Here is a 26,883-nt window from a genome sequence, read left to right on the forward strand (position 1 = left end):
TCGCGGGGCCATTGTGCCAGCCCCGGCTGTGCGGGGTCAGGCGTCGACCCCCTCGGCAGGTCCTCGCATCGCCGGAAGCGTCGCTTCCGGTCCCGGGGATGCTGCCCCTTCCGGCAGGGCGCATTCCACCGGGTCCCCGCCTCCCGCCTCCGCACGCCTGGCCCGGCGTCTGGCCAGCGGTGCCGCCAGCGCCGTGAGGACGAGGAACGCGGCGATCGTCAGCAGCACGATCGTCGCGCCGGGCGGCACGTCCTGGTAGTACGACGTCACCGTGCCGCCGATCGTGGCGCTCACGCCGATCGCCACCGCGAGCGCGAACGTCGCCGCGAAGCTGCGGCCGAGCTGCTGCGCGGCCGCCACCGGCACCACCATCAGCGCCGAGACCAGCAGCAGCCCCACCACCCGCATCGCCACCGTCACCGTCACCGCCGCCGTGACGGCGGTGAGCAGGTTCAGCGCCCGCACCGGCAGCCCCGTCACCCGGGCGAACTCCTCGTCCTGGCTGACCGCGAACAGCTGTCGCCGCAGCCCCAGGGTGACCAGGACGACGAAGGCGGCGAGCACACAGATCGCCGTGACGTCCGACTCCGACACCGTCGACAGCGAACCGAACAGATACGAGGTCAGGTTGGCGTTGGAACCGCCCGGCGCCAGGTTGATGAGCATGACGCCGCCCGCCATGCCGCCGTAGAAGAGCATCGCCAGCGCGATGTCGCCGCGCGTACGGCCGTACCAGCGGATCAGCTCCATCAGCACCGCGCCGAGGACCGAGACCGCCGTCGCCATCCACACCGGGGACCAGGAGAGCAGGAAGCCCAGGCCGACGCCGGTCATCGCGACGTGGCCGATGCCGTCGCCCATCAGGGACTGGCGGCGCTGCACCAGGTAGATGCCGACCGCGGGCGCGGTGATCCCCACCAGCACGGCGGCCAGCAGCGCCCGCTGCATGAAGGCGTAGTTCAGGATTTCCATCAGCTCAGCAGTCCCGTGCGGCTCGCGGCCCCGGCGGGGGCGTGCGGGTGGACGTGGTCGTGGCCCGGCAGGGCGTGCAGGCCGAGCGCCTTCGGTGGCGGGCCGTCGTGCAGGACGCAGCCGTCGCGCAGCACGACCGCGCGGTCGATCAGCGGCTCCAGCGGGCCCAGTTCGTGCAGGACGAGCAGGACGGTGACGCCCTCGGCGACCTGGCCACGCAGGGCTTCGGCCAGCACGCGCTGGCTGGCCAGGTCCACGCCCGCCATCGGCTCGTCCATGATCAGCAGCTCCGGCTCGGCGGCCAGCGCGCGGGCGATCAGTACCCGCTGGTGCTGGCCGCCGGAGAGCGCGTCCACGGAGTCCTTGGCGCGGTCCGCCATGCCGACCAGCTCCAGCGCGTGGCGCACGGCGTCGCGGTCGGCCCGGCGCAGTACGCCGAAGCGGGTCCGGGAGAGCCGGCCGGAGGAGACGACCTCGGTCACCGTGGCGGGCACGCCGCCCGCGGCCGTCGTCCGCTGGGGCACGTATCCCACGCGCCGCCAGTCGCGGAACCGCCGCCGGGGCGTGCCGAACAGTTCGACGTCGCCGGAGGTGACCGGCACCTGGCCGATCACCGTACGGACCGCCGTGGACTTGCCGGAGCCGTTGGCGCCGAGCAGGGCGACGACCTCGCCGCGCCGCACGGTCAGGTCGATGCCGCGCAGCACCGGCCGTGAGCCCAGCTCGGCGGTGACACCGCGCAGGGCGATGACGGGCTCGGCGAGCCCGTCCGCCGCACCGTCGCGCCCGGTCATGCGCTGCCCAGAGCCTTCTGGAGCGCCTTCAGGTTGGACTCCATCACCTGGAAGTAGTCGTCGCCGCGGGACTTGTCCGTGATGCCCTCGATCGGGTCGAGGACGTCCGTCTTGAGGTTCGCGTCGGCGGCGATCGTCTTCGCGGTCTTGTCGCTGACGAGCGTCTCGTAGAAGACGGTGGTGACGCCGTCGGCCTTCGCCATCCTCTCCAGCTCCCTGACCCGGGCCGCGCTCGGCTCCGACTCCGGGTCCAGGCCGTTGATGGCCTCCTCGGTGAGGCCGTAGCGCTCCGAGAGGTAGCCGAAGGCGGCGTGCGTGGTGATGAAGACCTTGGAGGAGGTGTTCTTCAGGCCCGTCTCGAACCGCGTGTTGAGCTTGTCGAGCCGCTTCACCAGGGCCGCGGTGTTCTTCCGGTACGCGTCGGCGTGGTCGGGGTCGGCCTTCTCGAAGGCCTTGCCGACGCCCTCGGCGACCTCGGCGTAGCGCACGGGGTCGAGCCAGATGTGCGGGTCCTTGCCGCCGGACTCCTCCTCGCCGTGCTCGTCGTCGTGCTCGGCGGCGTGGCCGCCGACCTCGTTGCCGTGCTTTTCGAGCGTGGTCAGGGAGGCGGCGTCGATCTTCGTCTTGACCTCGGACTGGGCGACGGCGTCGTCCACGGAGGGCTGGAGGTTGTCGAGGTAGAGCACCGCGTCGGACTCCTGGAGCCGCGCGGTCTGCTGGGCGCTGATCTCCAGGTCGTGCGGCTCCTGGCCGGGCTGGGTCAGGCTCGTGACGTGCACGTTGTCGCCGCCGATCGACTCGGCGAGGAAGGCGAGCGGGTAGAAGGACGCCACGACGTCGAACTTGTCGGTGCTGCCGCCCGCGGCATCGTCGGAGGAGCAGGCGGAGGTGGCCGCGAGGGTGAGCGCGGAGACCGCGGTCAGCGCGGCCGTGGGTATGAGTCGGCGCCGTACGTTCATGACAGTCATTTTCAACGACAATGGAAACGATTGTCAATAAGCGTCCGTAGGGAGGGGGTGAGGAGGGGGTGGCGAGCGCCGCCGGAGGGCCGACGGCGAGTCGGTCGGCCCCTTTTGTCACCGGTGTCCGTACACCGGCCCCACCGATTTGATGCGAGGCCGGGCCGCGCCGGTAACCTGAAGCATTCGCGCCGTTCCGTCGTATGAAGAGAGCATCGTGGCCGCCGACAAGATCGACACCATCGTCAGCCTGAGCAAGCGCCGTGGGTTCGTGTACCCCTGTAGTGAGATCTACGGCGGGCAGCGCGCCGCCTGGGACTACGGCCCGCTCGGCGTCGAGCTCAAGGAGAACATCAAGCGCCAGTGGTGGCGTTACATGGTCACCTCCCGCGAGGACGTCGTCGGTATCGACTCGTCGGTGATCCTGGCCACCGAGGTCTGGGTGGCCTCCGGTCACGTCGCCACCTTCACCGACCCGCTCACCGAGTGCACCTCCTGCCACAAGCGCTTCCGCGCCGACCACCTGGAAGAGGCCTACGAGGAGAAGAAGGGGCACGCCCCGGCAGGCGGCCTGGCCGACATCAACTGTCCCAACTGCGGCAACAAGGGCACCTTCACCGAGCCCAAGCAGTTCTCGGGTCTGCTCTCCACCCACCTCGGCCCCACCCAGGACTCCGGCTCGGTCGCCTACCTGCGCCCCGAGACCGCCCAGGGCATCTTCACCAACTTCGCCCAGGTCCAGCAGACCTCGCGCCGCAAGCCGCCGTTCGGCATCGCCCAGATGGGCAAGTCCTTCCGCAACGAGATCACGCCCGGCAACTTCATCTTCCGCACCCGCGAGTTCGAGCAGATGGAGATGGAGTTCTTCGTCAAGCCGGGCGAGGACGAGAAGTGGCAGGAGTACTGGATGGAGCAGCGCTGGGACTGGTACCGGGGCCTGGGCCTGCGTGAGGAGAACATGCGCTGGTACGAGCACCCGAAGGAGAAGCTCTCCCACTACTCCAAGCGCACCGCCGACATCGAGTACCGCTTCCGGTTCGGCGGCTCGGAGTGGGGCGAGCTGGAGGGCGTCGCCAACCGCACCGACTACGACCTCGGCGCCCACGCCAAGGCCTCCGGCCAGGACCTGTCGTACTTCGACCAGGAGGCCGGCGAGCGCTGGACGCCGTACGTCATCGAGCCCGCCGCCGGTGTCGGCCGCACGATGCTCGCCTTCCTCCTCGACGCCTACGTCGAGGACGAGGCGCCCAACGCCAAGGGCAAGATGGAGAAGCGCACGGTGCTGCGGCTCGACCCGCGCCTGGCGCCGGTCAAGGTCGCCGTCCTGCCGCTGTCCCGCAACGCCGAGCTGTCGCCGAAGGCGAAGGGGCTCGCGCAGGCGCTGCGGCAGAACTGGAACATCGAGTTCGACGACGCGGGCGCGATCGGGCGCCGTTACCGCCGCCAGGACGAGATCGGTACGCCGTTCTGCGTGACCGTCGACTTCGACACGCTCGAGGACAACGCGGTGACGGTGCGGGAGCGGGACTCGATGAAGCAGGAGCGGGTGTCCCTCGACCAGATCGAGGGCTACCTGGGGAGCCGGCTCGTCGGCTGCTAGCCGGTTCGCGGGTGTGCGCGCCGTTCCCCGTGTCCCTCGCAGGGGCCGCGGGGAACGGCGTTCTCATGCGCCCGTCGCCATCGCGTGCAGCCGTTCCAGGCGGGCGCGCGTCTCGTCGTCCGCCGGGGCGTACGTGACCAGACGGAGGCCGTTGCGCGGGCCCAGCCAGAGGTCGGTGTGGTCCAGGGTGAGCAGGCCGACCCGGGAGTTGTCGAACCGCTTGCGCTTGCCGTGCGCGCCCATCACCTCGTGCCGCTCCCAGAGCTCGGCGAACTCCTCCGACTCCGTGCGCAGCCGGTGCAGGAGCGTCTTCCAGGCGGGCTCGGCGAGATGCTCTGCCATCGCCGCGCGGAGCTTGGCCGTCATCAGGCGCAGCACCTCCTCGCGGTTGGTCAGCGAGGTGCGCCACTCGGGGTGGGTGTAGGCGAGCAGCATGCAGTTGCGGTCCTGCGGGGGCACCGCGTCCATGTCGCACAGCATCAGGCCGTAGGTGCGGTTGTAGGCGAGGATGTCGTACCGGCTGTTCTGCACGCAGGCGGGCAGCGGCTCCAGTTGCTTCAGCAGGATGCGCTGGGCGTCGGTGACACCGGTGCAGGCGGCGCCGGGGGCGGGGTCGATGGCCCCGGCCAGGTTGAACAGGTGCGCGCGCTCGCTGGAGTCGAGCAGCAGCGCCCGGGCGAGGGAGTCCAGGACCTGCACCGAGACCTGGATGTTGCGGGCCTGCTCCAGCCATGTGTACCAGGTGACGCCGACCGCGGAGAGCTGGGCGACCTCCTCGCGGCGCAGCCCGGGGGTGCGCCGGCGCACGCCGCGGGGCAGCCCGACCTGCTCGGGCGTGACATGCTCGCGGCGGTGCCGCAGGAAGGCGGCCAGTTCGTGCCGCCGCACCGCCGACGCGGAGCCCTCGCGCCCCGGCGCGGTCTCTCGTACGGTCGTCGTCTCCTGCGCGGTCGTCGTCATGCTTCCAGGATGGCGTCTGCCGGAACCTGTTTCCAGGTGGTGCTGGTACCAGGATGAGGACACTCCGGTACCAGCCTGGGGGCGTTGCGCGACCGGTGCCGCTGGACACGACCGCCTCCCGCCCCGTAGAAGCGATGTCATGACCGCACACGTCGAAACCCTGCACGTCAAACTCGTCGTCGACACCGCCGACGCCCCCGCGCTCGCGGAGTTCTGGGCCGCCGCGCTCGGCTACGCCGTCGAGGACAACAGCGCCCTGATCGAACGGCTCCTGGCGGCCGGGCAGTTGCCCGAGGCGGCGACGGCCGAGCACGGCGGCCGCCGGATCTTCCGGGGCCTCGCGGGGATCCGGCACCCCGACGACCCGTACGACGAGGCCACCGGCATCGGCACGGGCCGGCGCATCCTCTTCCAGGACGTGCCGGAGCCGAAGACGGCGAAGAACCGGCTGCACCTCGACGTGCACGCGGGGAAGGAGGGGCGGGAGGCGACCGTCGCCCGCCTGGAGTCGCTGGGCGCGCGGCGGGTCGAGGAGGTCGACCGGGGGCCGGCGGGCCACTGGTGGGTGATGCGCGACCCGGAGGGCAACGAGTTCTGCGTCGCCTGACGTTCGCTGTCTCAGGGCGCCCGCAGCCCTGTCACCAGCAGGTCGAGGACGGTTTCCAGACGGGTGCCGGCGCCCGGCTGTTGCCAGTCGCGGGCGTGGTACGGGGCGTGGAAGCGGGAGGTGGCGTCGAGGAGGGCCGTGGCGGTGGAGGCCGGGTCCAGGGTCTGCCGGAAGCTGCCGTCGGAGATGCCGGCGCGGACGATCGTGGTGAGCTGGGCGGTGAGGTCGCCGACGTGGCGGTCGACGATCGCGCTGTTCTCCCTGGCCAGCACGCCGAACGTGGCGAACAGTTCCGGGTCGTCCACCGCACGGCGCCGCTTGATGTCGAACAGCGCGCGGCACCAGGCGCGCAGCCGTTCGGCCGGGGCGAGGGCGGTGTCGCCGACGATCCCGGCCAGCCCCTGGTGCGTACGGTCCAGCCAGCGCTGCGCCACGGCCTCCCGCAGCGCCGTCTTCGTACGGAAGTGCCGGTACACGCTGCCGTGGCTGACCCCGAGCGCGCGGGCCACGTCCACCACGGTCGCCTTGGCGGGGCCGTGGCGGCGCAGCACCTCCTCGGTGGCTTCGAGGATGCGCTCGGCGGTGAGGACGTCGCTGGTCGGTGCCATGCGGGAGACGGTACCCGGGCCGTACGGCCGCCCGGTCACCCTGCCACCGCCGGCTCCGGGGCGCTGTGGGCGCGGCGGTAGGCGAGCGGGGACAGGCCGACGTACGTGTGGAAGTGCTTGCGCAGGGCGACGGGGTCGCCGAAGCCGCAGGCGGTGGCGATCCGGGCGATGGTCAGATCGGTGGACTCAAGGAGCAGGCGCGCGTGCGCCAGCCGCCGCTGGGCCAGCCACTTCAGCGGGCTGCTGCCCACCTCGCTGCGGAACTTCCGGGTGAACGTGCGCACACTCATGTGCGCGTGCCGGGCCATGTCCTCCAGGGTGACCGGCTCGGCCAGCCGGTCGAGGACCCACTGCCGGGTCGCCGAGGTGGAGCGGTCGGTGTCGCGCGGGACCGGGTGCTCGATGAACTGCGCCTGACCGCCCTCGCGCCACGGGGCCACCACGCAGCGCCGTGCGGCGGCCGAGGCCACCGTCGCCCCGTGGTCGAGGCGGACCAGATGCAGGCACAGGTCGATGCCGGCCGCTCCGCCGGCGGAGGTCAGGATGCGGCCGTTGTCGACGAACAGCACGTCGGGATCGACCTCGACGGCGGGGAACCGCCGCGCCAGCGCGTCGCACAGCGTCCAGTGAGTGGTGGCCCGCCTGCCGTCCAGCAGACCGGCCGCCGCGAGCAGGAACGCCGAGGTGCACAGGCTGACGATGCGGGTGCGCGGCCCGATGCGGTCGAGCGCGGCGGCGAGCTCGGCGGGGAGCGCGCCGGTGGTGAGCAGCCGCGCGGTGGGCTCCTGCGTGGCGAGGACGACGGTGTCCGCGCTCTCCAGCGCCGACTCGTCGTGCTCGACGACGATCCGGTAGTCCTCGTGCGTGCGCACCGGCCGGCCGCCGAGGGAGCAGGTGGTGACGGAGTAGAGGCGGGTCCCGTCCGGTGTGCGGGCCTCGTTGAAGACCCGGGCCGGGATGCCCAGGTCCAGGGGGAGGACTCCGTCGAGGGCGAGGACGACGACACGGTGCGGTAGGGCCATGGCCGGAATGGTACGACAGGTGGCCCTCCGGCCACTCACTCGCCTTCCCGCGGGCACGGCACTGTTTCTCTTGCGGAGCCCACGGTCACCCGTCTCCGCGAGAGAAACAGTGGAACCGGATACATGAGCTACAAGAGCGAGGACACGATGAGCGAGCACGTCATGCGGGCCGTCACCGTCAAGGAGTTCGGCGGGCCGGAGGTGCTGACCGTCGAGGAGGTCGCGCGCCCCGAGCCGCTGCCGACCGAGGTGCTGGTGCGGGTGCACGCCGCCGGGGTCAACCCGGTGGACTGGAAGACCCGCGAGGGGCAGGGCATGGCCGGGTTGCAGACGCTCCCGCTCGCCCTGGGCTGGGACGTCTCCGGGGTCGTCGAGAAGGTCGGCTTCGGCGTGACCACACTCGCGCCCGGCGACGAGGTGTACGGCATGCCGTGGTTCCCGCGTGCCGCGGGCGCCTACGCCGAGTACGTGACCGCGCCGGCCCGTCAGTGGGCCCGCAAGCCGGCCACCCTCGACCACGTCCACGCGGCCGCCGTGCCGCTGGCGGCGCTGACCGCCTGGCAGACCGTGGTCGACACCGCCTATGTGCAGGCCGGACAGCGGGTGCTGATCACGGCCGCCGCCGGCGGGGTGGGCCACTTCGCGGTGCAGTTCGCCCGGCACCGGGGCGCCCACGTGATCGCCACCGCCAGTGCCGCCCGGCACGCCTGGCTCAAGGAGCTCGGCGCCGACGAGACCATCGACTACACCACCACCCGTTTCGAGGACGCCGTCTCCGGCGTCGACGTCGTCATCGACCTGGTGGGCGACGCGCACGACCGGACCAGCACCCGTGCGCTGAAGGTGCTCCGCCCCGGCGGACTGCTGGTGGCCGTGCCGTCCGGTGTCTCCCCGGACCTGCTGGCGGCCGCCGAGGCGGCCGGCGTGCGGGCCACCCCGTACCTGGTCGAGCCGGACGGCACGGCGCTGACCACGATCGCGGGCCTGATCGACGCCGGTGAGGTCACCGTGGAGGTGGCGGAGACGTTCCCGCTGGAGCAGGTCGCCGAGGCCCACAGCCGCGGCGAGACGGGCCGCACCCGCGGCAAGCTCGTCCTGACCGTCACCGACTGAACCCGGCCCTTTCCGCCGTCGAGAAGCAACGAGAAGTTCGGAGCAGCAGCGTGTACTACGAGATCCGTCGTTACCAGGTCCGGCCCGGGCGGCGTGCGGAGTGGGTGCGGTACATGGAGGACGTGGTCATCCCGTTCCAGGCCTCGCTGGGCATGGACGTGACCGCCTCCTTCGTCGACGCCGAGGACGGGGACGGCTATGTGTGGATGCGCCGGTTCGAGGACGAGGCGCAGAGCGAGGCGCTGTACGCGGCCGTCTACGAGCACGACCGCTGGAAGAACGAGATCGGCCCGGCCGTGCACGGTCTGCTCCTCGCCGAGAAGATCGCCGTCACCCGGGTGGTCCCGACCCCGGCCTCACCGCTGCGGTGACCCCGGCCCGGGCCGTTCGGCCCACCACCGCACCACACACCGCACCGCCCACCATCCCCAGGGAACCTTCATGAGCACCGACACACTGCCGAGGTCGGCCCCCGCCCCGTCCGTCACCCAGGCCGCCGCCGGCGCACTCATCGCGGCGGTACACACCGCCGCCGCCCGGATCGGCTTCACGGCGGCGGTCGCCGTCACCGACCGGGGAGGGCATCTGAGGGCGTTCGACCGGGCCGACGACGCGCCCTTCCTCACCGCCGAGGTCGCCGTCGACAAGGCGTGGACCGCGGCCTCGTTCCGCATCCCCACGCACACGTGGAACGACTATCTCGGCGACCCGCGGGTCGCCCCACTGGCCGGCCACCCCCGTCTGATGGCCGTCGGCGGCGGCTACCCGATCCTCGAGAACGGCCAGTGCGTCGGGGGACTGGGCATCTCCGGCGGCAGCCACGAGCAGGACCGGCAGGCCGCCGAGGAGGCCCTGGCCGCCCTCGGGTTCGAGCTGCCCGGCCAGTGACCGGCCACTGACCGGCCAACGGTCGGCCACTGACGGGCCACCGCGCCGCCGGTCTGCTCGGCACTCGCCCGAACAGCCCGGTTGACCTCCCCGAACGCGGGCACTCGTCCGGTTCGCAACGGGTTGTCGCGTACGTGAGGTGAGCCATGGCCGAGGAGAAGTCGTCGAGTCTGCCGTTCCCGCTGCGCACCGCCGCGTCGGTGCTGGGGAAGGTACCCGGGGCCGGGACGGTGACCCGGGCCGCCGGGGGCGCGCTGGACAAGGTCGGCGCGGTGTCGCCGCGCGGGCGACGGCTCGTCGTGTACACGGGGGCCGGGGTGCTCGGCCTCGCGGGGGTCGTCGAGTGGCCGGTCGCGGTCACGGGGGCGGCCGTCGCCTGGCTGACGCAGCCCCGGCCGCAGGAGCGTGCGGACGAGGCGTCCGGTGACTCCGCGGGTGCGGCACCCGTGGTCACGACCCCGGCGCCGCCCGCCGCCGTCTCCACGGCGCGCAGCGCCTCGCCCGCGCTGAAGGGCAAGGCGGTCGCCGCGGGCGGCACGGCGGCGCGGGCCGCCCGCGCCACCACGAAGGCGGCGACGAAGGGTGCCGCCTCGCCCACGGTCAGGAAGAGCAAGACGGCCGGTGGCGGAGGCTCCCGGTCGGCGAAGTCGGCCGGGCGGGCGACCGCCGCACGCGGCCGCAGCGCCGGCTGAGCGGGGGCGGCGGACGACATGGCACTGGCACTGCTGACCCGACCGTCGGCCGCGGCCGCGACCTTCGCCCTGGCCGGGCCACGGCTGCTGGCCCGGTCCGCCGCGCCGGTGGCCGGCGCCGTCGCCGGCGCGGCGGCGGGCACGGCCCGGGCGGGCGTACGCGGCGTGGACGGCGCGGCCCGGGTACGCCGGGTCGTCCGCAACGCCCTGCCGGGCGGGCCACGCACGTGGCGCTCGGGCACACGGGCGCACTTGGCGCTGCGCGCGGGGGGCGACGTCGAGGAGGGCATCGAGGAGGGCATCGACGAGGGCTTCGACGAGGGCTTCGAGGAGGGCTTCGAGGAGGGCGCGCTCGCGGGGGAGGCGGGCGGTGCGGGCGCCGGTGGCGGCGGCGCGTTGGCGCGGGGGACCGGCGGCAGTGGGGGCGTGCGCGGCGCGCGGCCGGAAGGCGACGCGCCCGGTGCCGGCTCCCGGCCGGAAGGCGGCGCCCCCGACGGCCGCGCGCGGCCGGAAGCCCGCGGCCGGTCGGACGCCGGCGCCCCCGGCGACGCCCGTGCGCGGCGTGCCGCGCACGCCGCGCGGACCGAGCACCGCGCGCGCCGGCTCGCCGCCGCCCTCGCCGAGCATCCGGACGTGGCGTTCGCCTACTGGGACGGTGGGCTGGCCCGGTTGGTGGTGGCCGCGACCGAGGACAGCGCGATGGACCGGGTACTGGACCGCGCGTCCGAGCTCGCCGCCCGGCACGGGCTGGGGGAGAGCGACGAGCGGGTGGAGGAGTTCTCCCATCCGGGCGATCCCGCCGGCGTCCGTACCGCCGTCGCGGCCCTCGCCGCCGACGCCGCCGGTATCGGGCTGGCGTTCGCCGGCTCGGCCCTGCGGCTGCCGGTGTCGCCACGGCCGGTCACCGCCGTCACGACGCTGCTGCGCGAGAACCCCCGGTTCCGCGGCTGGCTGCGCACCCGCATCGGCCGCTCCCGCATGGACCTGGCCCTCGCCGTCGCCAACGCCGCCGTCCACGGCGCCGGCCGCACCCCGACCGCACTGGTGCTCGACGGGGCGCTGCGCGTCTGTCAGGTGGGGGAGACCGTGGCGCGCGCCGCCGCGTTCGACGCGACGCACGACGAGGTGTGCCGGCCCGACCGCACCGGCGTACCCGCCGGCTGGTGCCCGCGGCCGCCGCTGCGCACCTCCCCGGCGCAGGAGTACGCCGCCTCGGCCGCCACCGGAAGCATGGTGGGCGCCGCCGCGACCCTGCTGGTCAAGCACGACATCGGCGAGGCGGCCGAGGCGGTGCTCGCCGGTTCCCCGAAGGCCGCCCGCTACGGGCCCGCCGCCTTCCACGCCGTCCTCGCCGCCGCCCTGTCCCGCACGGGTGTCCTCGTCCGCGACACCGACCGGCTGGCCCAGCTCGGCACCGCCGACACTCTCGTCCTGCACCCCGGCGCGCTGCTCGCGCCGGGCGGGGGCGCCGACCCGTGGGCGGAGGAGGTCCTGGAGGCCGCCCGCCGGGCCGGGCTGCGCGTGGTGGTCGTCGACCACCCGGCCCTCGCCGACTTCACCGGCCTCGCCGACCACGTCGCCGACCCGGAACGCCCACTGGCGGAGGTGGTCGCGCGGCAACGGGAACGCCACGGCGGCACGGTCGTCACGGTGGCCCGGGTGCCGGCCGGTACCACTACCGGCGACACCTACGGCGACGCCACTACCGGCGGCCGTGACGACGTCCTCGACGGGTTGCTCGCCGGGGATGTGGCCGTCGCCCTCACCGACCGGGACGCCGCCGTCGTCTGGGGCGCCGACGTGCTCGCCCCGCACGGGCCGGCCGACGTGTGGCGGCTGCTCACCGCCGTGCCCGCCGCGCGGGCGGTGGGACGCAGGTCGCAGACGCTGGCGCGGTCGGGGGCCGCGCTGTCCGGGCTGCTCGTCGCCGTCGGCGAGTCCCGGCGGGGCCGCCCGTCGCCGTGGCCCGGGCTGCGGCACGCCCCCGTCGACGTCAGCGCGGCGGCCGCCCTCTACACCGGGGCGCGCGCGGCGCTCGGCGTCGCCGTGTCGCGCGCCCCGCACCCCCGGCCCCGGGTGGCCTGGCACGCGCTGAAGCCGAAGGACGTCCAGAACCGGCTGCACGACGAGCCCGAGACACAGCCGGGGCCGGTCGAACAGGCGACCGCACGGGCACGCGAGCTGGCCGACCGCGCCGGAAAGATCCGTGTGCTGGCCCCCGCCCGCTGGTCCTGGCAGCTCGGCCGGGCCGTACGCGGCGAACTCGACGACCCGCTCACCCCCGTCCTCGCCGTCGGCTCCGCCGCCTCCGCCATCCTCGGCTCCGCCGTCGACGCCCTCCTCGTCCTCGGCGCCCTCGACCTCAACGCCCTGGTCGGCGGCGTCCAGCGGCTGCGCGCCGAGCGGGCGCTGTCCGGGCTGCTCGACGAGCAGAAGCGCAAGGCCCGGGTGCGCGCCGGGACCCCCGACGCCGCGCCCCGCACCGTCGACGCCGCCAAGCTGCACCCCGGCGACGTCATCGAGCTGGGGGCCGACGACGTCGTGCCCGCCGACGCCCGGCTGCTGTGGGAGGACGGCCTGGAGGTCGACGAGTCCGCGCTGACGGGGGAGTCGCTGCCCGTCGACAAGCAGACCGCGCCCACCCCGAGGGCCGCCGTCGCCGACCGCAGCTGCATGGTCTTCGAGGGCACCACCGTCGTCGCCGGGCACGCCCGCGCGGTCGTCGTCGACACCGGCGACGACACCGAGTCCGCGCGCGCCGTCCATCTCGCCGCCCGCACGCCCCCGGCCGCCGGAGTCCAGGCCCGGTTGCAGGAACTGACCCGCAAGGCGCTGCCGCTCACCATGGCGGGCGGCGCCGCAGTCACCGGCCTGGCGCTGCTGCGCGGCACGCCGCTGCGCCAGGCGGTCGGCGGCGGCGTCGCGGTCGCCGTGGCGGCCGTCCCCGAGGGGCTGCCGCTGGTGGCGACGGTCGCGCAGCTCGCCGCCGCGCGCCGGCTCAGCCGCCGCGGGGTGCTGGTGCGTGCCCCGCGCACGCTGGAGGCGCTCGGCCGGATGGACACCGTCTGCTTCGACAAGACCGGCACGCTCACCGAGAACCGGCTGCGCCTGGTCCGGCTGACCGACGCGGACGGCACGGTGTACCGGCCGGACGAGGCGGGGGCCGGGGACGGGTCTGGGGCCGAGGCCGGGGACGGGGCCGGGTCTGGGTCCGAGGCTGGGGGCGGGGTCGAGGCCGGGTCCGGGGGCGGGGCCGAGGCCGCCGCACGGACGCTGCGCGCCGCCGCCCGCGCCTGTCCCCGGCCGAACGGCGACTCCGTCCGCGTCGCCCACGCCACCGACGAGGCCGTCCTCGACGCCGCCCGGCCCGACCCCGGCTGGCGGCAGGACGAGTACCTGCCCTTCGAGGCCGCCCGCGGCTACTCGGCCGCCGTGGGACGGGAGGACGACGGCGCGCGCGTCCTCGTCGTCAAGGGCGCCCCCGAGACCGTTCTGCCCGCCGTCGCCGGGCTCACCGACCATGCCACGGAGGCCGCGCACGAGCTTGCCGACCGCGGGCTGCGTGTGCTCGCGGTGGCCCACCGGCCGCTGGCGGACGGCGAACGGCCCGCCGATGTCCTCGAACGCCCGCTGGGGAACCTGGAGTTCACCGGTCTGCTCGCCCTCGCGGACACGCCCCGCGAGAGCTCCACCGCCCTTGTGCGCGGGCTGCGCGAGGCGGGCGTACGGCCCGTGATGCTCACCGGCGACCATCCTGGGACCGCCCGGTCCATCGCCGCCGAGCTGGGCTGGCCGGAGGACACCGGCGTCGTCACCGGTGACGAACTCGCCGCCGCCGACCGCTCCGCGCGCGCCCGTATGCTGCGCGACGTCGGGGTCGTCGCCCGGGTCGCGCCCGAGCAGAAGCTCCAGGTCATCGAGTCGCTGCGGGACGCGGGGCGGGTGGTGGCGATGGTCGGCGACGGCGCCAACGACGCCGCCGCGATCCGCGCCGCCGACATCGGCGTCGGGATCAACGCCCGCGGCTCGGCCGCCGCGCGCAACGCGGCCGACCTCGTCCTCACCGACGACGACATGACCGTCCTCGTCGAGGCGGTCGCCGAGGGCCGCGCGCTGTGGCGCAGCGTCGCGGACGCCATCGCCATCCTCATCGGCGGCAACGCGGGCGAGGTGAGCTTCGGCATCCTCGGCACGCTGCTGTCGGGTTCGGCGCCGTTGTCCACCCGGCAGATGCTGCTGGTGAACCTGTTCACCGACCTGTTCCCGGCGATGGCGGTCGCCGTCACGCCGAAGGAACAGGTCCCGACGGACGACGTGGAGACCACGGAGCCGCTGGTCACGGCTCTGCTCGGCGAGCCGCTGATCCGTCAGATCCGCCATCGCGCGGCCACGACGTGTCTCGGTGCGACCGCCGCCTGGCTGGTCGGGCGCTTCACTCCCGGAACGGCGCGCCGTTCCACGACGATGGCGCTGTGCGGGGTGGTCGGCACGCAGCTCGCCCAGACGCTGGCCGACCGGCGGGACAGTCCGCTGGTCCGGCTCACCGCCCTGGGGTCGGCGGCGGCGCTGGTGGCCCTGATCCAGACGCCGGGGCTCAGCCAGTTGTTCGGCTGTACGCCGCTCGGGCCGGTGGCGTGGGCGGGCGTGGTCGGTGCGCTCGTCCTTGCGGTTGTGGCGCACCGGTACCTGCCGGGACTGGAGCGGGCGGTGCTGGCGCTCCGCCCGAAGCCTGCGGGCGCGGCTGCGGCTGCGGGTGCGTCTGCGGCCGCGTAGGGCCCGGTGCCGCCTGGGGGCTTCGCCCCCGGATCCCCCCAGGGGGTGGGGGGTTCGGGGGCGTTTTGGTGTGCGGGTGCGCCGTGGTTGCTCGCGCAGTTCCCCGCGCCCCTTCAGGGCACGGTGGTTGCTCGCGCCCCTGCGGCGGGAGCCGCGTAGACAACTCAGCCCCGCGCCCCTTCAGGGCGCGGTGGTTGCTCGCGCCCCCTGCGGCGGAGCCGCACAGACAACACGACCCCGCGCCCCCCCCGTGGCGGAGCCGCGTAGACAACACGGCCCCGCGCCCATTCAGGGCACGGTGGTTGCTCGCGCCCCCTGCGGCGGAGCCGCGTAGACCGCGTCGGCCGTGGTGCTGCCGTGTCGTCAGCCGCCCGATGTGTCCAGTTCTGCTTCTTCTCCTACGTCTACCGATGCGTACGGGTCCTTGAGCCAGCCGTCCGGGAGGACGACCCTGTTGTTGCCGGAGGTCCGGCCGCGCGGGCCGTCCGCGCCCGTCGGCCAGCCCTGGTCGAGGTCCAGCTCGTCCAGTCCGCCCCGCAGCTCCGCCAGCGACGACGTGATCGCGAGGCGCTTGCGCATCTCGGAGCCGACCGCGAAGCCCTTCAGATACCAGGCCACGTGCTTGCGGAAGTCGACCACGCCCCGCGCCTCGTCCCCGAGCCACTCTCCGAGCAGGGTCGCGTGCCGCACCATGACGTCGGCGACCTCGCGCAGCGTCGGGCGGACGTAGGCGTCGGAGCGCCCCTCGAACGCGGCCACGAGGTCGGCGAAGAGCCACGGCCGGCCCAGGCAGCCCCGGCCCACGACCACGCCGTCGCATCCCGTCTCGCGCACCATGCGCAGCGCGTCCTCCGCCGACCAGATGTCGCCGTTGCCGAGCACGGGGATCTCCGGCACGTGCTCCTTGAGGCGGGCGATCGCGTCCCAGTCCGCCGTGCCGCCGTAGTGCTGGGCGGCGGTGCGGCCGTGCAGCGCGATGGCGGTGATGCCCTCCTCGACCGCTATGCGCCCGGCGTCGAGGTAGGTGAGGTGGTCGTCGTCGATGCCCTTGCGCATCTTCATCGTCACCGGGAGGTCCCCGGCGCCGCTGACCGCCTCGCGCAGGATCGACCGCAGCAGGTTCCGCTTGTACGGCAGGGCCGAGCCGCCGCCCTTGCGGGTCACCTTCGGCACGGGGCAGCCGAAGTTGAGGTCGATGTGATCGGCGAGCCCCTCCTCCGCGATCATCCGCACGGCCTTCCCGACCGTCGCCGGGTCCACGCCGTACAGCTGTATCGAGCGCGGCTTCTCGCTCGCGTCGAAGCGGATGAGCTGCATCGTCTTGTCGTTGCGCTCGACCAGGGCGCGGGTGGTGATCATCTCGCTGACGTACAGGCCCTTGCCGGCGCTGAACTCCCGGCACAGCGTACGGAAGGGTGCGTTCGTGATCCCGGCCATGGGGGCGAGGACGACGGGCGGTCCGACGGTGTGCGGGCCGATCTGCAACGGAGTGGTGGTGGGCGTGGACATTGCTCCATTGTCCCGTACGGAGCCGGGTCCTCGTGCGGCGTCGTCCACAGGAAGATGCATAGGTCATTAATTAGGTAAGTCATTAGTTAGGCTTGCTATTCTTATTGTCGTACGATGAGGCAATGCCTGAGCTCAGCCACCGCCGCCGCATGCTGGTGCTCGCGATCTGCTGCATGAGCCTGCTGATCGTGGGACTGGACAACACCGTCCTCAACGTGGCGCTGCCCGCGTTGCAGAAGGACCTCCACGCCGGCACCTCGGGGTTGCAGTGGGCGATCGACGCCTACCTCCTCGTCCTGGCCTCCCTGCTGATGCTGTCCGGCTCCACCGCCGACCGGATGGGACGCAAACGCGTCTTCATGACCGGCCTCGCCGTCTTCACCGCCGGCTCGGCGCTGTGCTCCGTCGCCCCGAACCTCCAGACGCTGGTGATCTTCCGCATGGTGCAGGCCGTCGGCGGGTCGATGCTGAATCCGGTCGCCATGTCGATCATCACCAACACCTTCACCGACCCCCGCGAACGCGCGCGGGCGATCGGCGTCTGGGGTGCCGTCATGGGCGTCTCCATGGCCGCCGGGCCGCTGGTCGGCGGGCTGCTCGTGGAGTCCGTGGGCTGGCGGTCGATCTTCTGGCTCAACCTGCCGGTCGGCGTCGCCGCGCTGCTGCTCACGCTGAAGTTCGTGCCCGAGTCGCGGGCGCCGAAGCCGCGCCGGCTCGACCCCGTGGGACAGCTCCTCGTCATCGTCCTCTTCGGCGCGCTGACGTACGCGATCATCGAGGCGCCGGACGCCGGGTTCCTCGCCGTCCTCCCCTGCGTCGTCCTCGTCGTCGCCGCCCTCCTCGGCCTTCTCTGGTACGAGCCCCGGCGCGCCGAACCCCTCATCGAGCTGCGCTTCTTCCGCTCCGCGCCGTTCAGCGGGGCGACCGTGATCGCGATCAGCGCGTTCGCGTCGCTCGGCGGCTTCCTCTTCCTGACGACGCTGTACCTACAGAACGTACGCGGTCTCGACGCGCTCCACGCCGGCCTGTGGATGCTGCCGATGGCGGTGCCGACGTGCCTGTGCGCACCGATCTCCGGACGGCTGGTCGGCAGCCGGGGCCCGCGGCTGCCGCTCGTCCTCGCGGGGTGCGCGATGACCGCGTGCTGCGCGCTGTTCGCCGTGTTCGAGGGGGAGACGTCGAACGTGACCCTGTTCCTCGGCTACGTCCTCTTCGGCATCGGCTTCGGCTTCGTCAACTCGCCGATCACCAACACCGCCGTCTCCGGGATGCCCCGGGAGCAGGCCGGGGTGGCGGCGGCGGTCGCCTCCACCAGCCGGCAGATCGGGCAGACGCTGGGTGTCGCGGTGGTGGGTGCGGTGCTGGTGTCCGGCGTGGGGGCCTCGACGTACCGGCACGCGTTCGTCTCGGCCGCCCGCCCCGGCTGGTGGATCCTCATGGCGTGCGGGGTGCTGGTGCTGGCCCTGGGCGTGCTGACCACCGGCCGCTGGGCCCGCGGCACCGCCGAGCGGACGGCCCGGCGGCTGGCGGAGCCCGAGGTGCGGGACGCGGGGGCGGCGGAGCGGATACGGACGTGAGGGGAGGGGCAGGGTCAGGGGCAGGGTCAGGGACACGACCAGTACCTGCTCATCCCTTTGGGGCCAGGGGCCGGCTCATCCCTTCGACGGGTGCGGCGTCGATCCGTACGCCGTCAGGAACCGGTCCCTGAACGCGCTCATCCTCCACACCGGGGCGTTCTTCGCCGGGCGGAGGCCGTCCGTGTAGTTCCACCCCGCGATCCTGTCGAGCACCTTCGGGTCCTTGGCCACGATCGACACCGGCACCTGGTGGTTGGCGCCGTCGCCGCTCACCTTCGCCACCGGCTGGTGGTCGCCGAGGAAGACGAGCACGGTGTCGTCGTCGCCGTAGCGTTCGAGGAACTGCGTCAGCGCCGTCACCGAGTACTGGATCGACTTGCCGTACTCCTGCTTGACCTTCGTGGAGTCGTAGAAGACGTCGCCCGGGTCCTTGCCCGCCTTCTCGATCGCGTCGTACACCGAGCCGTCGCCCACCTGGTCCCAGCCGACCATCTTCGGGATCGGCGCCCACGGCTGGTGGCTGGACGTCAGGATGATCTCGGACATCAGCGGCTTGTCCCGCTTCTTGCTGTGCTCCAGCCGCTGGAACGCCTCCAGCGCGTACTGGTCCGGCATCGTCGACCAGCTGAACTTCGGCCCCTCGTACCCCATCTGGAACGCGTTGTAGACCTTGTCCAGGCCGTAGAACTTCGCCTCCGGCCAGCCCTTCTGGACGCCGGGCATGATGCCGACGGTGTCCCAGTCGCCGGTCTTCCGGAACGCCTTGGTCAGGCTGAGGTGGTCGCTGTTGGTCACCGTGCGGTAGCGGTTCTGGTTGTCGATCCACAGGCCCGACAGGAACGTCGAGTGCCCGAGCCAACTGCTGCCGCCGTACGTCGCCGACGTCAGCCAGCCGCTCTTCGCGTGGAACCCGGCCCGGGCCAGCGCCTTGGTGCTCGCGGCGAGGGTCCTGTCGACGCCGGGTGCCGTCACCGGGTCCTCGATCGCGCTGCGGCCGTAGCTCTCGATGAACGTGAAGATCATGTCCTTGCCGCGCAGGTCCGGCACGAGCTGGGACGGCGGGGTGTCGCCGAACGCGTCCGCCTTCGCCGTCTTCGCGAACTCCCGTTCGTCGCGCAGGGTGTCCTGCACGGCCTCGGCGCGGCTGCGGGCCAGCGCGATCGTGTGTTCGGAGGCGATCGGTACGCCGTCGATGCGGAGGCCCAGCACGGTGCAGGTCATCCACACCATGCTGAGGACGAGCAGCGTACGGCCGGTGGTGTGGCGGTGCCGGGCGAGCAGTTCGCTCAGCCGTACGACGGCGAGTGCGATCAGGACGACCAGGACGGCGATCAGCGCGACCGCGCCGATCAGTACGGCCGTCGTGCCGCTCTTGCCGAGGGTGTCGTTCAGATACGACTTGGCGTCGCCGAGCAGCACCCAGTCGATGACGATGTCGAAGCGGCGGCCGAGGAACTCGTAGAACCCCATGTCGAAGAAGTTGAGGACGGTCAGCGCGCCGAGGACGAGGCCGCCGGCCCACGCCGCGACCAGCCGCCAGCGCCGGGGCAGCGTCATGAGCACGACGCCGCCGAGCAGCGCCTCCACGGGGATGCGGGTGAACTGCGCGGGGCGCAGGTGCATCCGGTTGGGCAGCACCATCGCGGTGAGGACGAGGAGGGCGGCGAGGAGGGTGGTGCCGTCGCGGAGCACGCGCGCGGCGACGGGGTGCGCGTCCCGCCACGCCCGCCGCCTCCGCCATGCGGCGCGGCGACGCGCCCCCCGCGGGGCCACTGCGCCGACGCCGTCCGGCGCACGGCCCTCCGCCTCACCCGCCCCGCCCTCGCCGGGCCCGGCGACCGCGGCGGACGCCGCCGGCGAGGGCGAGGCCTCCTGCGCCGGTTCCGCTGCGGCGTCCTGCGTCGTCTCGTCCGTCTCGTTCTCGCCGGGTCCGGCGGCCGCGGCGGGCGCCGCCTCCGCGTCTTCGCCGGGTCCGGCGGTCGCGGCGGGCGCCGCCTCCGCCGGGGCTTCCTGCGTCGGTTCCGGTGCGGTGTCCTGCGTCGTCTCGTCCGTCTCGTTCTCGCCGGGTCCGGCGGTCGCGGCGGGCGCCGCCTCCGCCGGGGCTTCCTGCGCCGGCTCCGCTGCGGCGTCCTGCGTTGGCTCCGGTTCGTCCGCGGGCGCGGTGGTGCCTGATGCGGTAGTGCCCGCTGGTTCGGACGCGTCCACAGGTTCGGCGGCGTCCGCCGGAGCGGGAACGTTCGCCGGTGCGGACTCGCCCGCCGGGTCGGCGGCGTCCGCCGTCACCGCGGCCTTGACGGCCCCTGCGGCCGTCACCCCGCCCGGCTCGGCCGGTTCGCTCGGCTCGGCCGGTTCGGTCGGTTCCGCGTCGGTCCGTGCGCCTGCCTCGGCTCCCTCGGTCGGCTCCGTGTCGGTCCGTGCGCCTGCTTTGGTCGGTTCGGTCGGTTCCGCGCCGGTCCGCGTGCCTGCCTCGGTCCCCTCGGTTGGCTCTGCGTCGGTCCGTGCACCCGCCTCAGCCGCCTCGGCCGGTTCCGTGGCTTTGGCGGGCCCCTTGGCAACGGCTGGTTCGGCCGGCTCCTCCGCCCCGGCCGGTGCCGTCGGCTCCGCGCGGCTCTCAGCCCCGGTGGCCTTGGTCTGAGCAACCGGACCAGCCTGTCCGTCCGGCGCGTCCGGCGCCGTTGGCTCCGCCCCGGCCTGTGCCGATGGCTCGGCCTGTCCCTCGGCCTTGGCCGCCTTGGCGGTCCCGGCCGCTACGGTCAGCGCCGCCTGTCCGTGTGCCCCGACTGCTGCCGTCGGCTCCGCGCGGCCCTCGGCCTTGGCGACCTCCGCGGCCGCCGCCTCGGCGGGCGTGACCGTCCCCGCTGCGCCGGTCGGCTCCGTGGATCCGTCCGCCCCTGCCGGTGCCGCCGGCTTCGCGCGGCCCCCGGCCTTGGCGACCTCCGCGACCGTCGCCTCGGCCGCCTCGGCCGCCTCGGCCGCCTCGGCCGGCGCGGCCGGCGCGGCCGGTGCCACCGGCACCGCGCGCCCCTCCGCCCCGGCCGCCCCGGTCGGCACCGCCGGCGTCGACCGTTTCGCGGGGTGTGCCGGGGGTGTCTCGTCCGCCGTTTGTCGCGTGTCCGTATTGAGAGGCACCCGCGGGTCCTTCCGTGCGCAGCCGTGGTGAGAGGCGGGGCCGTTGGGGGAGGCCGGCCCGCCGTCCTCCCGTACGCGCCCCCGTCGGCCCGCGTTCAAGCAGGCGCCCCCGCGCCCGGCAAACACCCGGCAAACGCCTCGTCAACGCTCCCCCTGGTGATGTCCACCAGGCGTCCGCATGGTGAAATCCGACCCCTCCCGAGAGCGTGATTCTCGCCACCCTTGATAGGGGGCATGCTCAGATGAGCGAATGCCGAGCGACTGTAAGTCTCGGAGGCGTGGCACTCAGTGCCAATGCTCGATCGTTCACGGACTGCATGCATACGTGCCGAGGTGCGCTCATGTGAGCGCCAAAGCCGCCTTCGGCTCCCCTCCTCTCTTCAAGAAATGAACGGACCCCCGCTCATCGCCCCCTCCCGCACCCACTTTCGATCCAGCGGCGGACGGCTGGTTACGGGCGTACGACGCGCGAGTGGACGTACCCATGCACCTTCGATCTGGGTATGTTCCTCGCCGTCAGGGCAGCCACCGCGTCCTCGAGGAGTCGAGACCGTGTCGGAAAACAAAGATCCTCACGTAACCGGGAACGCCGTCGAGGACGTGAAGTTCGTTTATGACTTCACCGAGGGCAACAAGGACCTGAAGGACCTCCTCGGCGGCAAGGGCGCCAACCTCGCCGAGATGACCAACCTCGGGCTCCCCGTCCCGCCCGGCTTCACCATCACCACCGAGGCGTGCAAGGTCTACCTCGGCAGCGGCGAGGAGCCGGCGGCACTGCGTGACGAGGTGAGTGCGCACCTCGACGCCCTCGAGGAGAAGATGGGCAAGAGGCTCGGCCAGGCGGACGATCCCCTCCTCGTCTCCGTCCGCTCCGGGGCCAAGTTCTCCATGCCCGGGATGATGGACACCGTCCTGAACATCGGACTGTCCGACAAGTCCGTCCAGGGTCTGGCCAAGCAGGCCGGAGACGACCGCTTCGCCTGGGACTCCTACCGCCGCCTCATCCAGATGTTCGGCAAGACGGTCCTCGACGTCGACGGCGACCTCTTCGAGGAGGCCCTGGACAAGGCCAAGGAGGCCAAGAAGGTCGAGGTCGACACCGAGCTGGAGGCCGCGGACCTCAAGAAGCTGGTCGCCACCTTCAAGAAGATCGTCAAGAAGGAGGCCGGCCGGGACTTCCCGCAGGACCCGCGCGAGCAGATGGACCTCGCGATCAAGGCGGTCTTCGACTCCTGGAACACCGACCGCGCCAAGCTCTACCGCCGCCAGGAGCGCATCCCGCACGACCTCGGCACGGCCGTCAACGTCTGCTCCATGGTCTTCGGCAACCTCGGCCCCGACTCCGGAACGGGTGTCGCGTTCACGCGGGACCCCGCGAGCGGCCACCAGGGCGTCTACGGCGACTACCTCCAGAACGCCCAGGGCGAGGACGTCGTCGCCGGCATCCGCAACACCGTCGCGCTGGCGGAGCTGGAGCAGATCGACAAGAAGTCGTACGACCAGCTGATGCAGATCATGGAGACCCTGGAGAACCACTACCTGGACCTCTGCGACATCGAGTTCACCATCGAGCGCGGCACCCTGTGGATGCTTCAGACCCGCGTCGGCAAGCGCACCGCCGGTGCCGCCTTCCGGATCGCCACACAGCTCGTGGACCAGGGTCTGATCGACGAGGCGGAGGCGTTGCAGCGCGTCAACGGCGCCCAGCTCGCGCAGCTGATGTTCCCGCGCTTCGACGAGAACGCCAAGGTCAAGCAGCTCGGCCGGGGCATCGCGGCCTCGCCGGGCGCGGCGGTCGGCAAGGCGGTGTTCGACTCCTACACCGCGATCAAGTGGTCGCGCTCGGGCGAGCAGGTCATCCTGATCCGCCGCGAGACCAACCCCGACGACCTGGACGGCATGATCGCCGCCGAGGGCATCCTCACCTCGCGCGGCGGCAAGACCTCGCACGCCGCCGTCGTCGCGCGCGGCATGGGCAAGACGTGTGTGTGCGGCGCCGAGGAGCTGGAGGTCGACACCAAGCGGCGCTGTCTGACGGCGCCGGGCGGGGTGGTCGTGGAGGAGGGCGACGTCGTCTCCATCGACGGGTCCTCCGGCAAGGTCTACCTCGGCGAGGTGCCGGTGGTGCCCTCGCCGGTCGTGGAGTACTTCGAGGGACGGATGCACGCCGGGGCCGACGACGCCGACGAGCTGGTCGAGGCCGTCCACCGGATCATGGCGTTCGCCGACCGCAAGCGCCGGCTGCGGGTGCGGGCCAACGCGGACAACGCCGAGGACGCGCTGCGCGCCCGCCGCTTCGGCGCCCAGGGCATCGGCCTGTGCCGCACCGAGCACATGTTCCTCGGCGACCGCCGTGAGCTGGTCGAACGTCTGATCCTCGCCGACACCGAGGCCGAACGCGAGGAGTCCCTCAAGCAGCTCCTGCCCCTCCAGAAGCAGGACTTCATCGAACTGTTCGAGGCGATGGACGGCCTCCCGGTGACGGTCCGTCTCCTGGACCCGCCGCTGCACGAGTTCCTCCCCGACATCACCGAACTGTCGGTGCGCGTCGCGCTCGCCGAGTCCCGCAAGGACCCGCACGAGAACGACCTGCGGCTGCTCCAGGCCGTGCACCGGCTGCACGAGCAGAACCCGATGCTGGGCCTGCGCGGTGTACGGCTCGGGCTGGTCATCCCCGGCCTGTTCACCATGCAGGTACGGGCCATCGCCGAGGCGGCGGCCGAGCGCAAGGCGGCCAAGGGCGACCCGCGCGCCGAGATCATGATCCCGCTCGTCGGCACGGTGCAGGAGCTGGAGATCGTCCGCGAGGAGGCCGACCAGGTCGTCGCGGAGGTCCAGGCCGCCACCGGCACGGAGCTGAAGCTGGCGATCGGCACGATGATCGAGCTGCCGCGCGCCGCGCTGACCGCCGGGCAGATCGCGGAGGCGGCGGAGTTCTTCTCCTTCGGCACCAACGACCTGACCCAGACGGTGTGGGGCTTCAGCCGCGACGACGTGGAGGCGAGCTTCTTCACGGCGTACCTGGAGAAGGGCATCTTCGGGGTGTCGCCCTTCGAGACGATCGACCAGGACGGCGTCGGCTCCCTGGTCAGGGCCGCGGCGAAGGCGGGCCGCGAGACCCGGCCCGACCTCAAGCTCGGCGTGTGCGGCGAGCACGGCGGCGACCCGGAGTCCGTCCACTTCTTCCACGAGGTGGGCCTGGACTACGTCTCCTGCTCCCCGTTCCGCATCCCGGTCGCCCGCCTGGAGGCCGGCCGCGCGGCCTCGTCGTCGACGGGCAGCGACCACCGCTGACCCGCCCGCGAACCCCGGGGCCCGGGTCCCCGACCGAACCGACCCGGGCCCCGGACCACCCCCCGAACGCCGGGGCCCCGGTTCCCTGACCGAACCGCCGGGCCCCGGCACCACCGGGCCACACCCCGGAGCCGCCGCACCCCGCGCACCGACCCTCACCGCGCGGCGACGGCTCCGGCCCGCCGGAAGGAGGCGGCACCCCTTGTGCGGAGGGGTGCCGCCTCCTTCGTACGTGTGCGCCCCCTTGTACCCGCGCGGCGCACCGGCGGAGTCACTTCGCCAGGAGGCGTTCCGCGAGGTCCCAGAGGCGGCGGGCCGAGGCGGGGTCGACGGCGTGCGGGGCGAGGTCGGTGGTGACCTCGCCCGCGGCGAGCATCTCCGGGGTCAGGGGGCGGGCGTCGACCGGGGCGATGTCACTGTTCTTCAGGTAGACGCCGCCGATGCCGTCGAGCAGCGGGCTCGCCGCCGCGAAGGCGATGGTGGCCGCGGCCTGTTCCGGGGTCTTCTTCTCGTGCTCGGGATCGATGACCGGCTGGTCGTCCTCGCCGATCAGGCCCATGGCGCGCAGCTCCGCCAGATCGTAGAGCGAGCCCGACGCCTTGCTCAGGGACGTGGCCACCGAGATGCCCGGGTGCAGGCTGTAGCCGCGGATGCCGTCGGCGGCCCAGCGGCGGTCCAGTTCGGTGGTGAACAGCATCAGGGCGGTCTTGGACTGGCCGTACGCGAGGTTGCTGTCGTAGCCGCCGGCGAAGTGCGGGTCGTCCCAGCGGATGTCGCTGAGCCGGTGGCTGCCGGAGGCCACGTTGACGACCCGGGCGCCGTGGGCGGCGCGCAGCGCGGGCAGCAGGCCGAGGGTCAGCTGGAAGTGGCCGAGGAAGGCGACGGCGAGGGTGGTCTCGTAGCCGCGCGCGTCCAGAACGAGGTCCCGGTTGGTGACGGTCGCGCAGTTGATCAGGATGTGCAGCGGCCGGCCGGAGTGCGTCCAGCGGGCGGCGAAGGCGTCGATCGACTCCGGGTCGAGCAGGTCGAGGCGCTCGACCCGGACGCCGTCGACACCCGCCACCGCCGCGGCCGCGCGGTCGGTGTCGCGGGCCGCCACGGTGACGGCGGCGCCGGCCCTGCTCAGCGCGCCGGTGGCCGCCAGGCCGAGTCCGCTGTGGCCGCCGGTGACGAGGACGTTCCGGCCGGTGAGGTCGAGGCCGGCGAGCACCTCGTCGGCGGTGGAGAACGCGGTGAAGCCCGAGGCGAGGGGCTGCTGAAGTTCCAGGATGCTGGTCATGGCTCCCAGTCTGGGCGGGTCCGGCTGAACGGAGAATGCTTGACGGGACGCATTTCCTTCGCGACAGTTCAGACATGGCCATCGATCAACTGTCCGAGGTGTTCGACCTCGTCGAGGTGCGCGGGCAGCTCTCCGGCGCGTTCGCGGCGCGCGGCCGCTGGATCACGCGCTCCGTGATCACCAGCCCGCTCAAGCTGAGCGTGATGGTGCGCGGCCGGTGCCTGCTGTCGACCGACGGGCTCGCCGCACCGATCGAGATGACGGCCGGTGACGTCGCGGTCCTCACCGGCCGCTCGTGGCTGTGCGCCGAGGGCGGCGCGGGCAGCGGTGCCGGTGCCGGTCCGCCCGTGGAGTTCACACCCGCGCCCGGCGAGTACGCGCTGCGCGTCGGCGACGCGGACTTCGCCACCGACGACGTCGTCCTCGGCGGCCACGTCGACCTCAACCCGGCCGGGGCGGCGCTGCTGACGCAGGCGCTGCCGCCCGTCGCGCTCGTCCGGGCGGCCGACGCCGCCGCGCCCGCCCTGCACGCCTGCGTCGACCGGCTGGTCGAGGAGGCGACCGGCGACCGGCCGGGCGCCGCCTTCGCCGTACGCCAGCACGCCCAGCTGCTGCTCCTCGAGGTGCTCCGGGCCTACCTCGACCGGGCCGAACCGCCACCGGGATGGCTGCGCGCGCTCACCGACGAGCGGCTGCGCCCCGCGCTGACCCTGATGCACGGCGACCCCGGCCGGCCCTGGGGCCTCGCGGAACTGGCCCGCGCGGCCGCGATGTCGCGCACGTCGTTCGCCGTGCGCTTCCGCGCCGCGGCCGGCGTCCCCCCGCTGACGTACCTCAACTCCTGGCGGATGCTGCTGGCCCGCCGGGCGCTGCGCGACGACGACGTCCGCATCGGCGCCCTCGCCGCCCGCCTGGGCTACACCTCGGAGAGCGCCTTCAGCACCGCCTTCAAACGCGAGGTCGGCGAGGCCCCCCTGCGCTACCGCCAGCGACTCCGACGGGCGGCGTGACCCCCCCCGTACCGGCTCCGGCGGGCGTTGGAGGAGCCGCCCCCCTCACACCCGCCCCCCGCCCCCACTGAGGGCAGCGTTCCTCCGGGGAAACAGG

At 73.3% G+C, this 26,883-nt stretch carries 19 protein-coding genes; 10 read left to right on the top strand and 9 right to left on the bottom strand.

Features of this window, described 5'->3' with window-relative positions; all coding sequences use genetic code 11:
• Nucleotides 1–36 precede the first annotated feature (36 nt).
• From IO29_RS10670 to IO29_RS10680, 3 genes are read right to left on the bottom strand one after another with little or no spacing between them, the layout of a single operon-like run.
• Complete coding sequence (locus IO29_RS10670) at nucleotides 37–972, bottom strand: metal ABC transporter permease (protein ID WP_030382070.1); 936 nt, start codon at nucleotides 970–972, stop codon at nucleotides 37–39.
• The gene (locus IO29_RS10675; RefSeq protein ID WP_030382071.1) at nucleotides 972–1,766 is read right to left on the bottom strand and encodes a metal ABC transporter ATP-binding protein; all 795 of its coding nucleotides are present in this window, start codon (nucleotides 1,764–1,766) and stop codon (nucleotides 972–974) included. Before IO29_RS10675 ends, IO29_RS10670 begins: the two co-directional genes overlap by 1 nt.
• Complete coding sequence (locus IO29_RS10680) at nucleotides 1,763–2,725, bottom strand: metal ABC transporter substrate-binding protein (protein ID WP_030382072.1); 963 nt, start codon at nucleotides 2,723–2,725, stop codon at nucleotides 1,763–1,765. The genes IO29_RS10675 and IO29_RS10680 overlap by 4 nt, the downstream gene beginning before the upstream one ends.
• 217 nt (nucleotides 2,726–2,942) lie before the next feature.
• On the opposite strand from IO29_RS10680, the gene IO29_RS10685 reads away from it, so the two are divergent.
• Entirely contained in the window at nucleotides 2,943–4,325 is a 1,383-nt protein-coding gene (locus tag IO29_RS10685) for a glycine--tRNA ligase (protein ID WP_030382073.1), read from the top strand.
• A 63-nt stretch (nucleotides 4,326–4,388) separates the two neighbouring features.
• On the opposite strand, the gene IO29_RS10690 is transcribed toward IO29_RS10685, so the two are convergent.
• Nucleotides 4,389–5,285 (bottom strand): helix-turn-helix transcriptional regulator, encoded by an 897-nt coding sequence (locus tag IO29_RS10690; protein WP_030382074.1) that lies wholly within the window; start codon nucleotides 5,283–5,285, stop codon nucleotides 4,389–4,391.
• Nucleotides 5,286–5,424: 139 nt separating this feature from the next.
• Here IO29_RS10690 and IO29_RS10695 point away from each other — a divergent pair, with 139 nt between their 5' ends.
• Nucleotides 5,425–5,892, top strand: a complete 468-nt coding sequence (locus IO29_RS10695; protein WP_030382075.1) for a VOC family protein — start codon at nucleotides 5,425–5,427, stop codon at nucleotides 5,890–5,892.
• A gap of 11 nt (nucleotides 5,893–5,903) precedes the next feature.
• On the opposite strand, the gene IO29_RS10700 is transcribed toward IO29_RS10695, so the two are convergent.
• A complete protein-coding gene (locus tag IO29_RS10700; protein ID WP_030382076.1) occupies nucleotides 5,904–6,500 on the bottom strand; it encodes a TetR/AcrR family transcriptional regulator in 597 nt (198 codons plus the stop codon).
• Nucleotides 6,501–6,535: 35 nt separating this feature from the next.
• Nucleotides 6,536–7,522 carry a GlxA family transcriptional regulator gene (locus IO29_RS10705; RefSeq protein ID WP_030382077.1) on the bottom strand — a complete coding sequence of 329 codons (987 nt, stop codon included), beginning with the start codon at nucleotides 7,520–7,522 and terminating at the stop codon, nucleotides 6,536–6,538.
• 147 nt (nucleotides 7,523–7,669) lie between these two features.
• Here IO29_RS10705 and IO29_RS10710 point away from each other — a divergent pair, with 147 nt between their 5' ends.
• The 5 genes from IO29_RS10710 to IO29_RS10730 all read left to right on the top strand — a co-directional run bounded on the left by IO29_RS10710 (nucleotide 7,670) and on the right by IO29_RS10730 (nucleotide 14,988).
• Nucleotides 7,670–8,635 (top strand): NADP-dependent oxidoreductase, encoded by a 966-nt coding sequence (locus IO29_RS10710; protein WP_030382078.1) that lies wholly within the window; start codon nucleotides 7,670–7,672, stop codon nucleotides 8,633–8,635.
• Between the two features lie 50 nt (nucleotides 8,636–8,685).
• On the top strand, nucleotides 8,686–9,006 hold the full coding sequence (locus tag IO29_RS10715; protein WP_030382079.1) for an NIPSNAP family protein: 321 nt from the start codon (nucleotides 8,686–8,688) through the stop codon (nucleotides 9,004–9,006).
• Nucleotides 9,007–9,076: 70 nt separating this feature from the next.
• Nucleotides 9,077–9,523: a GlcG/HbpS family heme-binding protein gene (locus IO29_RS10720; protein WP_051707914.1), complete on the top strand. Its 447-nt coding sequence runs from the start codon at nucleotides 9,077–9,079 to the stop codon at nucleotides 9,521–9,523.
• A gap of 146 nt (nucleotides 9,524–9,669) precedes the next feature.
• Nucleotides 9,670–10,215 carry a hypothetical protein gene (locus tag IO29_RS39365; protein ID WP_234307633.1) on the top strand — a complete coding sequence of 182 codons (546 nt, stop codon included), beginning with the start codon at nucleotides 9,670–9,672 and terminating at the stop codon, nucleotides 10,213–10,215.
• A gap of 18 nt (nucleotides 10,216–10,233) precedes the next feature.
• Entirely contained in the window at nucleotides 10,234–14,988 is a 4,755-nt protein-coding gene (locus IO29_RS10730; RefSeq protein WP_051707915.1) for a cation-translocating P-type ATPase, read from the top strand.
• Between the two features lie 363 nt (nucleotides 14,989–15,351).
• Here IO29_RS10730 and dusB read toward each other — a convergent pair whose 3' ends face one another.
• Nucleotides 15,352–16,497 (bottom strand): tRNA dihydrouridine synthase DusB, encoded by a 1,146-nt coding sequence (dusB, locus tag IO29_RS10735; protein WP_030382083.1) that lies wholly within the window; start codon nucleotides 16,495–16,497, stop codon nucleotides 15,352–15,354.
• 122 nt (nucleotides 16,498–16,619) lie between these two features.
• Here dusB and IO29_RS10740 point away from each other — a divergent pair, with 122 nt between their 5' ends.
• On the top strand, nucleotides 16,620–18,074 hold the full coding sequence (locus IO29_RS10740; RefSeq protein WP_030382084.1) for an MFS transporter: 1,455 nt from the start codon (nucleotides 16,620–16,622) through the stop codon (nucleotides 18,072–18,074).
• A 75-nt stretch (nucleotides 18,075–18,149) separates the two neighbouring features.
• On the opposite strand, the gene IO29_RS10745 is transcribed toward IO29_RS10740, so the two are convergent.
• Nucleotides 18,150–19,847: an LTA synthase family protein gene (locus IO29_RS10745; protein WP_051707916.1), complete on the bottom strand. Its 1,698-nt coding sequence runs from the start codon at nucleotides 19,845–19,847 to the stop codon at nucleotides 18,150–18,152.
• A gap of 1,908 nt (nucleotides 19,848–21,755) precedes the next feature.
• On the opposite strand from IO29_RS10745, the gene ppdK reads away from it, so the two are divergent.
• A complete protein-coding gene (ppdK, locus tag IO29_RS10750; protein WP_030383274.1) occupies nucleotides 21,756–24,497 on the top strand; it encodes a pyruvate, phosphate dikinase in 2,742 nt (913 codons plus the stop codon).
• 271 nt (nucleotides 24,498–24,768) lie between these two features.
• On the opposite strand, the gene IO29_RS10755 is transcribed toward ppdK, so the two are convergent.
• Nucleotides 24,769–25,776 carry an SDR family NAD(P)-dependent oxidoreductase gene (locus IO29_RS10755; protein ID WP_030383275.1) on the bottom strand — a complete coding sequence of 336 codons (1,008 nt, stop codon included), beginning with the start codon at nucleotides 25,774–25,776 and terminating at the stop codon, nucleotides 24,769–24,771.
• 74 nt (nucleotides 25,777–25,850) lie between these two features.
• Between IO29_RS10755 and IO29_RS10760 the strand changes: the two genes are divergently transcribed.
• Nucleotides 25,851–26,786, top strand: coding sequence for an AraC family transcriptional regulator (locus tag IO29_RS10760; RefSeq protein ID WP_030383276.1), 936 nt, complete (start codon nucleotides 25,851–25,853; stop codon nucleotides 26,784–26,786).
• Nucleotides 26,787–26,883: the final 97 nt, after the last annotated feature.

It is taken from the genome of Streptomyces sp. NRRL F-6676 (assembly GCF_000725625.1).
In the GTDB taxonomy this organism is placed as follows: Bacteria; Actinomycetota; Actinomycetes; order Streptomycetales; family Streptomycetaceae; genus Streptomyces.